This window comes from Streptomyces sp. NPDC002835 (genome assembly GCF_053591995.1).
In genome coordinates, this window is record NZ_JBSFUW010000003.1 from 271,864 (window position 1) to 284,118 (window position 12,255).

At 68.8% G+C, this 12,255-nt stretch carries 10 protein-coding genes; all 10 read left to right on the forward strand.

Annotated elements, in window-relative coordinates; translation table 11 throughout:
- Nucleotides 1–42 precede the first annotated feature (42 nt).
- Entirely contained in the window at nucleotides 43–4,032 is a 3,990-nt protein-coding gene (gene eccCa / locus ACWD01_RS05460; protein WP_451158307.1) for a type VII secretion protein EccCa, read from the forward strand.
- Nucleotides 4,029–5,435, forward strand: coding sequence for a DUF6177 family protein (locus ACWD01_RS05465; RefSeq protein ID WP_451158309.1), 1,407 nt, complete (start codon nucleotides 4,029–4,031; stop codon nucleotides 5,433–5,435). Before eccCa ends, ACWD01_RS05465 begins: the two co-directional genes overlap by 4 nt.
- 181 nt (nucleotides 5,436–5,616) lie before the next feature.
- On the forward strand, nucleotides 5,617–5,949 hold the full coding sequence (locus ACWD01_RS05470; protein ID WP_451158311.1) for a hypothetical protein: 333 nt from the start codon (nucleotides 5,617–5,619) through the stop codon (nucleotides 5,947–5,949).
- Nucleotides 5,950–6,004: 55 nt separating this feature from the next.
- Nucleotides 6,005–6,319 carry a pore-forming ESAT-6 family protein gene (locus ACWD01_RS05475; protein ID WP_356898449.1) on the forward strand — a complete coding sequence of 105 codons (315 nt, stop codon included), beginning with the start codon at nucleotides 6,005–6,007 and terminating at the stop codon, nucleotides 6,317–6,319.
- An 84-nt stretch (nucleotides 6,320–6,403) separates the two neighbouring features.
- Nucleotides 6,404–6,859: a DUF6507 family protein gene (locus ACWD01_RS05480; protein WP_451158313.1), complete on the forward strand. Its 456-nt coding sequence runs from the start codon at nucleotides 6,404–6,406 to the stop codon at nucleotides 6,857–6,859.
- Complete coding sequence (locus ACWD01_RS05485; protein ID WP_451158315.1) at nucleotides 6,856–9,438, forward strand: hypothetical protein; 2,583 nt, start codon at nucleotides 6,856–6,858, stop codon at nucleotides 9,436–9,438. Before ACWD01_RS05480 ends, ACWD01_RS05485 begins: the two co-directional genes overlap by 4 nt.
- 8 nt (nucleotides 9,439–9,446) lie before the next feature.
- Entirely contained in the window at nucleotides 9,447–9,737 is a 291-nt protein-coding gene (locus tag ACWD01_RS05490; RefSeq protein WP_451158317.1) for a hypothetical protein, read from the forward strand.
- Nucleotides 9,738–9,783: 46 nt separating this feature from the next.
- The gene (locus ACWD01_RS05495; protein WP_451158319.1) at nucleotides 9,784–10,428 is read left to right on the forward strand and encodes a hypothetical protein; all 645 of its coding nucleotides are present in this window, start codon (nucleotides 9,784–9,786) and stop codon (nucleotides 10,426–10,428) included.
- Nucleotides 10,429–10,767: 339 nt separating this feature from the next.
- On the forward strand, nucleotides 10,768–11,142 hold the full coding sequence (locus ACWD01_RS05500) for a toxin-antitoxin system YwqK family antitoxin (protein ID WP_451158321.1): 375 nt from the start codon (nucleotides 10,768–10,770) through the stop codon (nucleotides 11,140–11,142).
- A 151-nt stretch (nucleotides 11,143–11,293) separates the two neighbouring features.
- Complete coding sequence (locus ACWD01_RS05505; RefSeq protein ID WP_451158391.1) at nucleotides 11,294–12,247, forward strand: immunity 49 family protein; 954 nt, start codon at nucleotides 11,294–11,296, stop codon at nucleotides 12,245–12,247.
- Nucleotides 12,248–12,255: the final 8 nt, after the last annotated feature.

Below are 12,255 nucleotides of genomic sequence, written 5' to 3' on the forward strand. Positions count from 1 at the left end.
AAGCCCGAACCCGCCGAGCCCGACCGCGAACGACGGACGACGATGAGTACCCGACTGATCCACCGACCGGCCAGGACCACGCGGCCGCCCGCCGACTCCGAGCCCCGGACCATCGAGGCGCCGCCCAACCTCCCGGAGGGGAAGGGCGGCAACATCGCGATGTCGCTGCTGCCCGTCGCCGGCGTCATGTCCTCCGTCGTCATGATGACGGTCGTGCGCAACAGCCAGTTCGCCGTGCTCGGTGCGCTCGTCCTCGTCGTCACCATCGCCGGATCCGCCGTCCTGGTTTTCTCCCAGCGCGGCAAGGCCCAGCGCACTCGCCGGACCCAGCGCGAGGCGTATCTCGCCTACCTGGAGGATCTGCGGGAGGAGCTCTCCGCGGAGGAGCGGGAGCGGCGCGAACGCGCAGACGTCCTCAATCCGCCGCCGCAGGCCCTGTACGACATCGTCCGCGACCCGGCCCGGCTGTGGGAACGCCGTCGTGTCGACGGGGACTTCCTGCGGGTGCGGGTCGGCACCGGGGAAATGCCGGTGCGCGACCTGCGGATCGGCGACCAGGGTTCGTCGGTCCTCACCCCGCCGGACCTGTTCATGCTCAACGAGGCGTCGGCACTGACCGCGCGCTTCCGCACCGGCACCGAGCTGCCGCTGACCGTGCCGCTCGACCGTGTCGGCAACGTCAGCGTCGTCGGCCCCCGCGAGGACTGCCTGCGCGTCGCGCGCGCCCTGCTCGTCCAGACCGCCGCCCTGCACGCACCCGACGACGTGGGCGTCGCCCTGGCCGTCCCCGGGGACCGGATCGCCGGCTGGGAGTGGGCCAAGTGGCTGCCGCACCTGCTCGACGCCGACCAGTTCGACGGCCCCGTCGGCGCCCGCCGCATTGCCCCCTCCGTCCCGCAGCTCGCGCGGCAGATCGGGCCGGAACTGCGTCGCCGCGCCTCGTACGCGGCCGAGGTGCGGCGAGGTCTGTCGGGCAGGGACGCGCTCTCCATGACGGCCCGGCTGCTCGTCGTCGCCGACGGGCACGGGGAGGACGCCGTCGACCTGCCGCTTCCCGACGACGCCGTCGGCCTGCACGAGATGGGGGTCACCGTCCTGCATCTGCTCGAACAGCGGATCCAGGAGCCGGGGCACGTCAGTGTGCGCATCACCGTGGACGGTGACCAGGTGGTCATCGAGGACCTGCGCCGGACGGAACCGGTCAGCGCCCACGGCACCGTGGACGACGCCGGTATCCCCTTCGCCGAGGGCCTCGCCCGGATGCTGGCGCCCTTGCGCCTGTCCGCCGAGTCCCTCGTCGACGCGCCCCTGTCCGGTCCGGTCGACTTCGCGGGCCTGCTCGGAATCGACGACGTCGCGCGGCTCGACCTGGCGGAGCTGTGGGCGCCGCGCGGAGAGCGCGCCTTCCTCCGCGTACCCATCGGCGTCAGCGACTCCCGCGAACCGGTGCTGCTGGACCTGAAGGAGTCGGCCGAGCTGGGCATGGGCCCGCACGGTCTCTGCGTCGGAGCCACCGGTTCCGGCAAGTCCGAACTCCTGCGCACCCTCGTCCTGGCCCTGGTGGCCACGCATCCGCCGGAGGACCTCGCCATGGTCCTGGTCGACTACAAGGGCGGCGCGACCTTCGCCCCGTTCGCGGACCTGCCGCATGTCGCCGGTGTCATCACCAACCTGGAGAACCAGGCGGGACTCGTGGAACGCGTCCACGCCTCGCTCGCCGGCGAGGTCAAGCGCCGCCAGCAGGTGCTCAAGGACGCGGGCAATGTCGCCGACATCGGCCACTACGCGGCTCTCCGCGCCGAGAAGCGGCCGGACCTGGACCCGCTGCCGCACCTGTTCGTCGTCATCGACGAGTTCGGCGAACTCCTCACGGCCAAGCCCGACTTCATCGACCTGTTCCTGTCCATCGGCCGCATAGGCCGCTCCATCGGCGTGCACCTGCTGCTGTCCAGCCAGCGGATCGAGGGCGGCAAGCTCAAGGGACTGGAGACCTACCTCTCGTACCGGCTCGGCCTGCGCACCTTCTCGGCCGACGAGTCCCGTACGGTCCTCGACACGACGGACGCCTTCCATCTGCCGCCGCTCCCCGGCTTCGGCTTCCTCAAGGTCGACACCAGCCATTACGAGCGCTTCAAGGCCGGCTACGTCTCCGGCGCGTACCGCGGCCCCGTCCAGCGGGGTGACGAGGAGGACGCCGGTCCGCTCGCCCTGGAGTACGGGGCCTTCAACTCGCCCGGAGCGGCCACCGGTTCAGCGCCACAGGGACCCTCGATGCCACGCCGGGAGACCGGTCCCACCGAAATGGGAGTACTGGTCGAGCAGTTGGAGGGCGCCGCCGACCCCGTGCGCCGTATCTGGCTCCCTCCGCTTCCGGACGCGATCACCCTCGACGAGGTCGCGGGTCCGCTGGAGGCCGGCCGGCGCGGCATGCAGCTGTCCGCACGACGCGGTCCCCTCCAGGTGCCGCTCGGCCTGCTCGACGACCCGGCCAGGCAGTGGCAGGGCCAGTGGTACCTGGACCTGACAACGGCCGGAGGACACGCCGCGGTCATCGGCGGCCCGCAGTCCGGCAAGACGACGCTCCTGCGCACCCTCGTCCTCTCGCTCGCACTGACCCACACCCCGCAGGAGGTCGGCGTCTACGGCCTCGACCTGGTCGGCGGCGGTCTGGCCGCCCTGGCGGGGCTGCCGCACGTCGGCGGCGTCGCCGGCCGTGCCGATCGCGAGCGCGCGGCACGCACCGTCGAAGAGGTGCGGAACATGCTCGCGGCGCGGGAGGAACTGTTCAGGCAGCACGGCATCGACTCCGTCGAGCAGTTGCGCACTCTGCACGCCGCGGGCCGGCTGCCGCAGCTGGCCTCCGCGGAGATCCTGCTGGTCATCGACGGCTTCGGGGCGCTGCGCGACGACTTCGAGGAACTGGACGACGCCGTCGTCGACATCCTCAAGCGCGGCAGCGGCTACGGCATCCACGTGGTGGCGGGCATGCTCCGCTGGAACGACGTCCGCATCGCCACCCAGTCGAACTTCGGCACCCGCGTGGAACTCCGTCTCAACGACCCCACGGAGTCGAGTGTCGACCGCAAGCTCGCCGAGACCCTGTCGCCCGACGAGCCCGGCCGCGTCCTGACCGACGGCAAGCTGTTCGCACAGGTCGCGCTTCCCCGTACGGACTCGACGCCCGATCCGGTGGAGCTGGGCGCGGTCCTGGAGCGCACCGTCCGCACGGTTCGCGGCGCCTGGAGCGGCGAGGTCGCCCAGCCGGTACGGGTCCTGCCGCAGGTCCTGGAACCGCACCTGCTGCCCGGCCCGGCCGCCGAGCCCCTGCGGGTGCCGATCGGCCTGGACCAGACGGCGCTGGAGCCCGTCGTCCTGGACCTGTTCCGGCACGACCAGCATCTGCTGGTGATGGGCGACAGCGAGTGCGGGAAGACGAACCTGCTGAGGACGATCGCCGACGGCCTTGTCGAGCGGCACGGCGAGGACGAACTGGTCTTTGCCGTCATGGACCCCAGGCGGAGCCTGCGCGGCGCCGTCCCGGAGGAGTTCAACGGCGGCTACGCGTACAACTCCAAGATGTGCGCGGGCCTCGCGGCCGGCATCGCCACCGAACTCGAGAAGCGGCTGCCGGACGACAGCGCGAGCCTGGCCGATCTGGAGCCGGGCAGCTGGGGCGGCGGGCCGCGGATCGTGGTGCTCGTCGACGACTACGACGTCCTGACGACCGCGGGCCAGTCGCCGCTCACACCGTTTCTGCCGTACATACCCTCCGCGGTCGACATCGGTCTCCACTTCGTCCTGACCCGCCGCGTCGCGGGCGCCTCGCGAGGCATGTACGAACCGCTGGTGCAGGGTCTGCGCGAGTCGGGAGCCTCCGCGATCCTCATGGCGGGCGACCGGAGCGAGGGCCAGCTCTTCCCCGGTGTGTACGCCTCCCAGCAGCCCGCCGGCCGGGGCGTGCTCATCCGCAGGGGCCAGTCGAACCGCCTGATCCAGACCGTGTACACACCCAGGAGCCGGACGACCCCATGACCAAGGACGTCATCGCCCTCACCCGGCGCATGCCCGACCCGTCGAGCGTGCTCGCCGGAGGCCCCGACAGACTCGTGGGAACCCAGGGCGACGGTGCGGTCGTGCAGCTCTGCGACGCGGAGGGCCGGCCGCTCGTCTCCGTCGAGGCGCCGATGCTCGTGGAGGTCGCGGGTGAGGCGAAGCGGCTGCTGGGCGCCACGGAACCGCCGCTTCCGTTCTGGTGGACGGAGGCCCGTGCCACGACCGGTGTCCAGGAGGCCGAGGAGCTTGCCGGCGCCTTCGCCGCCCGGCTGGCCACTTTGCTGGACGGGTCCGCCTGGCCGCCGGAGGCCGCCCGCTCTCTCGCCGTGGTGAAGGGTGAGGGGCTGAGCGTCGCGCCCACGCCCGCCGCCGCACAGCCGGCCGTCGACGTGCTGACCGACACGGTGGCCGTCGTCATCCAGGACCGGCCGGTGATCGCGATGACGGCCTGGCTGTCCGACGCCTTCCGGGCGGCCGCCGCCGCGGGACTGGGACTCCAGATCGTCAGCCCCGCGGGCGCCAACCTCTCTCCCGCCGTACGCGACAGCCTGCCGGGCGCGCCGTCCCGCTGGGTCGTGCAGGACGAGCGGGACGGCTACTACGACGGCCGGTCCGGAGCGGTATTGCGCTGGCAGGCAGGCATGTTCGCACCGGTCGAGTCGCCCGACGCGACCGCCGGCGATCCGCGTACCCCCGTGGCCGAGTCGTTCAAGCAGCTGGCGGACACCGGTGAGCGGCAGCTCGCCCTCACCTTCCGGGCGATCCACCCGGCGGACGAGCGGCTGGTGCTCGGCCGCGGCCTGGAAGCGGTATGGCGCGAACTGACCGGCGCGCCGCCGGCCGGCTGGGGCAACGCGGAGCCCGCGAACGTACCGTGGTCGCCGCGCCGGCTGACCGACGTCGCCCAGGGCAGGGCGCCGGAGCCGACCTGGGCCGTGGTGGTCGGCGACCCGGACCGCCCAGGACTGGCAACGGTCCGCATCAGGCGTACGAAGGCGGGCGTGGAGGAGGAGGTGACGCTCGCCTTCGGCTACGGCGCGGACGAGGAACCGCCGTTGGACGCTCTGCCCAGGGCGGCGGAGGTGCTGGCGACCCGGCACGACCTTCAGTCGTTGCTTGTTCAAATACGCAAAGCGCGCCGCGATCTGGCGGTGCCGCCGCGCTTCGAGGGGCCCGGCGTCCCGGTGGCCTTCGTGCTCGGCGCGGAAGAGGTGCGTGGCATACCCGGTGACCGCGCGCGGCGTACGCCGCTGTCCGTGGCGCCGGTCCGACTCGGGCCGAAGGCGCGCCCTGCCCTGTACTACCCGCTGCCGGGAGACCCCTCCGACCTCTCGGGGTGGCGGGACTTCGAGCGGCTGGTGAGCCATCTCAAGGGCGAGTGACGGCTGCGTACCGGGGCGAGCGCGATCGCGCCAAATCGCCTGACGCCGCCCGCTGTTGAGCCGTACCGATGTGACATTTTCGACTGCTGCTCGGAGTGTCGCGAATGTTGATTGCAGCCGCGACGCCGGAGTTGATAGGTATAAGTGTTCGTATGACCATCTGAACGGACGGGGGATCTCGATGAAGTTCGACATGGGGGCGCAGGTCCTGTCGACCCTGGCGTCGCAGTCGCAGGGCTCGAACAGGGACCTGGGGCTGTTGATCCGCCAGCTGATCCAGGCGGCCGAGCCGCTGGAGGGCCGGTTCAACGGGGCGGGCAAGGCGGCGTTCGACCTGTTCAAGTCGCGCGCCGACGAGATCACGGCGGACCTGAACGCCTCCCTGGCGGCGATCCTCGGCGGCCAGTCCGGCATGGACGCGGCCTTCGGGTCCGGTGACCAGGAGCAGGACGAGAACGCGCGGACGCAGATGTCGGCGGCGAATTTCGACGCGGCGCGGTTCTCCGGCCGCTGACCTGCCGGTTCACCGTCCACCGGGAACCTTTGGAAACTTACGGGGAGTGATTGTGATGGCTGGTGCGGGTGCCGACCGTCGTTCGTACGACACGGGTGCGTCGAGCGAGGTGCAGGGCAACATCCAGGCGTTGATCGCACGTCTGGAGCTGGTGATGGCGGCGCGGGACGCGCAGGTCAAGAACGCGATGAAGGACTTCGCGGCGGACGGCGTGGCGGACGAGTACCACGGCAAGGAACTGCGCTGGTACAGCACCTCGCAAGAGGTGCGGAACATCATCCGGCTGTTGAAGACCACGCTGGAGAAGAACGACGCCACGGCGCAGCAGACGCTCGCGCGGGCGAAGGCCGCGGTCGACAACATCGGCTGACCGGCCGCGTGTTCGCCCCGGCGTGAGGCCGGGGCCGTGGCGTGGTGGCAGTGGCAGGACCGGTTGTACGGGGGAGCGTCGTTCATGTCGTCGTGGGACATCAAACCGCAGGGCGTACAGGGCCAGTTGCAGCTCACCGGCACACAGGCCGGGAGTCTGGAAAAGGTCCTGTCGGCGATGATCGCGGACCTGTCGGGGGCCGCGCAGGCGGCGGGCACGGTCGTGCCCGGCTCCGCGGTCCACTCGTTTCCGAACGGTCCGATCGCGCCGGGGCCGCAGCCGTCACCGGTGATGCCGGGGGCGATGCCGGTCACCCAGAAGGCACTGGGCCCGGTCGCCGCGGCGCTGTCCGAGTACGTGGAGAAGCGGCAGAAGGATCTGACGGCCATGGCCGACCGAATCCAGGCGGCGGTCCTGGGGACGGTCAAGGCCACCGGTGAATACATCGAAGGCGATCTCGCGGCGGCCAAAGAAGCCCAGGACGCGGCGCGTCAGGTGCGGCTGGACCTGCTGCGGGACGCCGGGGGGAGCGGGCGGTGAGCGGCAACAGTCCGGTCGATCCGTACGAGGTGCCGGAGTTCACCGGCAGCTGGTGCGAGTTGGACCAGCGTGTGAAGGCACTGTCCGGGGCGAGCGCCAAGATCGTCACCGCGGCGACCGACGTCCACACGACGTTCGGTGGCCTGCGGGCGTTCTACCGCGCCCCGGAGGCGGAGCAGCTCTTCGCGGTCACGGGACCGGTCAGGACCACGGCTCAGCTGATCGGGTCCGACCTGTCGGTGATCGCCGGAGCGCTGCGCACCTATGCCCAGGACGGGCAGCCGCTGGCGCAGCGGCTGAACGAACTGAGGGCCGAGGCCCAGGCGTTCCGGACCGGCCCCGCCGCCGACGACGAGTGGCGCGAGGACGCCGACCTCATCGACGAGAACCTCAACCGGCGCAACAAGATCGTCGAGGTCTGGGCCGCCTTCCAGGACGTCGAGAAGGCCTGCCACGGCAAAATCGTTTCCCTGGTCGGCGGCACACCACTGAAGACGGACGACGGCTCCGGCAAAGAGGGCATGTACGGCTACGACGCCGAGGTCCTCAAGCAGGCCAAGAGCCTGCCGTGGGGCGACGCCGTCGAGGAGTCCACACCGGGATGGCAGGTGTGGGAGCACGGCGCGGACTTCGTGACGGGCTTCGCCGTGGACGGTGTGTGGGCCACGGTCGTGGGCCTGGGCACGCTGGCCGGCTTCAACGGCTGGGACGCCGCGGGCGACGCGTGGAGTGGCCTTGCCACGCTCGGCGAGGGGCTGGGCGCCACCATCATCTTCGGCGTCAACTCCCCCTTCTGGACGCTGCCGGAGGACCAACTCCCCGCCCGGATGCGCGAGTCACGCGTCGCGGTCAAGGAGACCGGCAAGGCACTGCTCGCCTGGGACGACTGGGAGGCACACCCGGGGCGGGCGGCCGGCGCGGTCACGTTCAACGTGCTGACGACCGTCTTCACCGGCGGTGCGGGAGGCGCGGCGGCCACGACGGCCAAGGCGGGGACGGTGGCCAAGGCCCTGTCGGTCGCGGGCAAGGTGAGCCGGGTCGTCGACCCGATGACGTACGTCTTCAAGGGCGCGGGCGCGGGCCTGTCGAAGCTCGGCGACGCGATGGCCTCCCTCAGGAACCTGGGCAAGATCCAGGTCCCGCCGCTGCCCGAGGGCGCCATCGCCCTGCCGGAGGGCGGCTACAAGCTCGCCGACGGGACGCTGCGGCTGCCCGAGGGATCGGCGATGCCGGAAGGCGCGTTCGCTGTGCCCCCGCGCACGGTCAGGCTGCCCGAGGGCACGCCGATCCCTAGGGGTGCGGTCGATTTCGGCGACGGCATGGTCCAGCTCCCGAGGCGCGGGGAGGTCCCGGCCGGCGCGGTGGCGGTGCAGGAAGGCACCGTCAAGATCCCGGCCGGTGCGACAGCACTGCCGCCGGACACGGTGCCGCTGCCCGGGGCGGGCAAGGACTTCTTCTACAACACCAAGGGCGACCTGTTCGGCCCCGACGGCACCCTCCTGCAACGCGGCACCGACGCCAAACCCGAGACGCCACCGGCCCAGGCCACCCCGGACCGGGCACCGGCACCGGCCACGAACCCCTCCGTCCTGCCGCCGGCCAGGCAACCTGCCCTCGTCGGCGCGGGCGCGGCCGACGGCGCGCGCCTGGGCGGCGACGCGGGCCGCGTGGGCACGGGCCTCGGCGACGACGCCCTCCGCTTCGGCGACGACGCCCCAGGCCCGGTCCCGGACCGCACCCCGGGCGGCGGGGCGGGCGACAACATGCCGACGGGCCAGTCCGGCAACCACGACCCCGGTGGCAACGCGGGCAACCACCTGCCTGCCAACAGTCTCGACAACGACCATGCTCCGTCTCACGGCAGTGAGACTTCCATGGAGGATGGTGGAACGCCGACGCACGCCCAGACTCAAGCCCTGGGAGGAGGCGAAACGCAGTCACCGGCTAACGTCCCTCCCCAGGGAGGTGCTGGCGCCGGTAACTCGACGCCAGCAGGTAGCAATGGTGCCCCCGGGCAGCCGCTTGACCCGCAGTTTGTAGCTGCCCGGATCAAGGAGTTGGATGATCGACAAGGTGGTGAAGGGCATGCACCCGGGCGCCACCACTATCCGGACGATCAGGCTTTGCGAGACCGGTTGGGTGATGTCCTCCTCGATAACGGTGGGGTACCAAAAGTCTATGGGCCAAACTCCAGTTACCCAGGGCTACTCAAATCTGAGAACAATGTAGATCCGCTCACAGGGACTACGGTAGACGGCGTTACAGGTGGAGTGCACAGGGTTGGTCCCTTTGCAACGCGATTTGACGAAGCGGCCGACATGGTGAGAGCGGACGCGTATTTTCGAGCTGAGATGGCTCGCACGGGTGACGCTGCAGTTGAAACGCCAATAGAGCGAGTTCTGGGCCCCGACGCGTATCAGCGCCTCAGTGGGTACTATCGAGATCCTTCGGACGCCTCCGGATTCCGGCCGGTTGACTTCGAGGGTGGAACTATCAAACCCGTGTACCGCCTCGGGGACGATGGCGAATACAGGCTGATCACAATGTTTGCCAATCCGGCGGCAGGCCGGCACCCGTAAGGAGTGTTGTGGACGATCGATTTAAAGGATTCCTGAATACGTACCTGGACCTTGAGCAGGCGTATGACACAAGTGGGTATCTTCGACCCACGTTGATGAGCTTCAGTGAATCCTATGTGAATGCGGTGCGTGATGGTTTCAAGGAGATTCTTGAGGATAGTTCCTTTGGTCCAGCCGAGTATGAACGCCTAACGAATATTGAATTTCCGGATGTGGTGACGCTTCGAGGGTACCTGGAAGGGGTTTACGGATATCTTTTCGAAGGTGGGGCGGAGCAGCCTGCGCCACCCGAAGGATGAGTATCGGCTTGAGAGGGTGGGTGATTCTCTCGGGGCAGGGGAATGAGTGTCGACTCTGGTGCGCGCTCCAAAGGAATGCGGGTCGTGGTTCTGGGATCTGGAGGGTAGAGTGCCTCCAGGTCTTGAGCCCGTCCTGCAAGTATCTGCCAGAATAGTTGAGGTGCTTGGTCGGTTCTCGCTACTAAACCCTGTTTCTCTTGAGTATAAATGGTATGTGCGTGGGGCCGGAGCGACCGGTGTAAAAAGCGTGCTGTCGATTTTCGAGCCATTGGATGACCCTGGCCTGCCCAGTAAAATCAACGGAAGTCGGCCGGTAGATTTCCCGGATGCCGAGATTATGAACATTGAGATCGTCGGAGGTGGCGTCTGGCTCGATGGCAGCGGGCGGAGGAGAAGTGAGCCGCGACTCGTGGACCTCTCGGTGGCGCTCGATCCATATGGTCCGACAGTCACTCTCTCGGTTCACCACGACATTTGGGGTCCTTTCGACTTCTCCGGGCAACCTCATCCTGATGTGCAGAGCAGGAATGCGCCTCGGCTTTCGAATGCCTTGAGTGATCTTATGTCCGTACTAGGAATGCCACCGGAGCCTGGCGAGCCGACGTACTTTGGTGTTGCTACTGAAAGTGGTATCGCCGCACCAGAGGTAGACGAACAAGGCTTTGGGCCCGACCTTACCGATAAAATCTGATCATTGTTCGGGCTGTGGTGCGTAGAATTCCTTTCGAGTGGGGCGGCGGGTCTAAGCTCAAGCGTGGCTTGCGTGGGCGAGGGCGACGGTCGACAACATCGGTGCACCGACCGGGTGTTCACCCGCGGAGGAGAAACCAACGCCCGGGTGGCACGATGTGTGGAGACAGTGCCAGGACGGGATGTACTGGGGATGTCATTCATGTCGTCGTGGTGCATCCGACCGTAGAGGGCTGCCCAAACCGCCACGACAGTTGTGGGGCATCCAACCGCAGGGGCCTGCTCCAGTCGCCACGGAAGATTCACCGGCTCGCGATTATAGACGAGAATCGGATTCCCGATGGCTGCTGTAGTGCGAATCAGCATTGACGATCCAGACGTCGACATGGACGATGCTCGGCGCATTCTCTATCGCGGCGCACTCTTTACCGGTGAAGCGGCAGAATGTCAGGGCGGCCATCTCGTCAGTCTGGACGAGTACACCGAGGGAGTCCTGAACGGCTGGTCGCGTGCGTGGTATCTGAATGGGATCCTCCGGTCGGAAGGATACGTTCGGCATGGTCGCGCAGTGGGCGTATTCAAAGAGTGGCATTCCAATGGGGTGCTGAAGTACCGGAAGTTCTTCGATGGTCGCCCCGGATCTCTCCGCGAGCGGGACACATGGGACGAGCATGGTGCCCTCGTCGACTCATGGCGCCGCGAAGATCCTGAGTAGAGAGCCTGCCGCCGCTCGGTCAGAGGGTCTTGCCGCCGGGTTGACTCAGACGATCCCCGGCCATCAGGGCCCGGTCGGGCCCGGGGTGGTGTCGGAGCCCGCTGGTAGCGTGCTGCGTTCGGTCGTGGTGATCACGAGGGGGATGGCAATCGTGCAGGAAGTGACGCGCCACGAGGTCAGTGGACAGCGTGTGGACCGGGCGCTCGACGACATCGGCAGACGGACCCGACGGCGCTGGCACGGGATGCGCTACGACGACCCGTCCCCGGAGAAACTCGAGGAGATGCGTGACGAGCTCCTCGATCACGTCGCTGCCCGCACGCTGGACGGCTCCGCGCTCGACGAGTCGTCGCGTACAGCACTGCGGACCGCGGCCGAATGCTCCTTGGGTGCGCTGAGCGTCGGCTGCTTCCCCAACGGCGACCAAGAGATCTTCTTCCCGCTCATCGGCGAGACGCTCAGCAGCGAGTACATCGCCTTCGACTGCGTCATCGAGCGGGCCCCTACGGCCAGGACGTGGCTCGACACCTTCGAGACGTGCTGCGTCAGCGGTCTGGTGTGGGATTGGGAGCGGGTGATCGGACTGATGCTGCGTAGCGACTACGCGCCTGCCATTCGCGACGGGGTGCCGTACTCGCGGTTCGACTCGACCTCGGATCCGGTGGACCTTGCCGCGATGCAGGCCCTGTGCGGCTACCTGGCTGAGACGAGCGGACACCTGCCCCGCGACTGGCCCACCGTGACCCTTTGCAAGCCTGACGCCGGCGCACGTGCCGAAGCAGTCCGGCACCTGGAAGCAGCCGGGCCCCTGACGCCTGACCAGCGCCTTCTGCGCGTGCTCCTCGACGACGATCAGCACGCCTTCGAGCAGGCTCTCGTGGCTCGGCTCGTCGAGCACCGGGAGAGCGTGGGATCCGATCCCGCCCCCAGGACCCTGCTGCCGCTCGGCGCTCTTGCCCTGGCCGGTCTCGCCGTCCAAGTGCACGGATGGGAGCTGGGAGTCCGGTCCGACTATCTCCCGGACACCCTCCTGGGGTCACCGGACGCGCTGCGGCGAGCGGCCGACGCCGGCGTGAACAACCTGGGCGGTTGGACGGCCAAGTAGTCCAGGGG

Bases quoted from the DNA above. Each gene is read 5' to 3' on its own strand.
- ACWD01_RS05475 (WP_356898449.1), top strand. From the start codon at position 6,005: ATGGCTGGTGCGGGTGCCGACCGTCGTTCGTACGACACGGGTGCGTCG.
- ACWD01_RS05480 (WP_451158313.1), top strand. From the start codon at position 6,404: ATGTCGTCGTGGGACATCAAACCGCAGGGCGTACAGGGCCAGTTGCAG.
- ACWD01_RS05500 (WP_451158321.1), top strand. From the start codon at position 10,768: ATGGCTGCTGTAGTGCGAATCAGCATTGACGATCCAGACGTCGACATG.
- eccCa (WP_451158307.1), top strand. From the start codon at position 43: ATGAGTACCCGACTGATCCACCGACCGGCCAGGACCACGCGGCCGCCC.
- ACWD01_RS05470 (WP_451158311.1), top strand. From the start codon at position 5,617: ATGAAGTTCGACATGGGGGCGCAGGTCCTGTCGACCCTGGCGTCGCAG.
- ACWD01_RS05465 (WP_451158309.1), top strand. From the start codon at position 4,029: ATGACCAAGGACGTCATCGCCCTCACCCGGCGCATGCCCGACCCGTCG.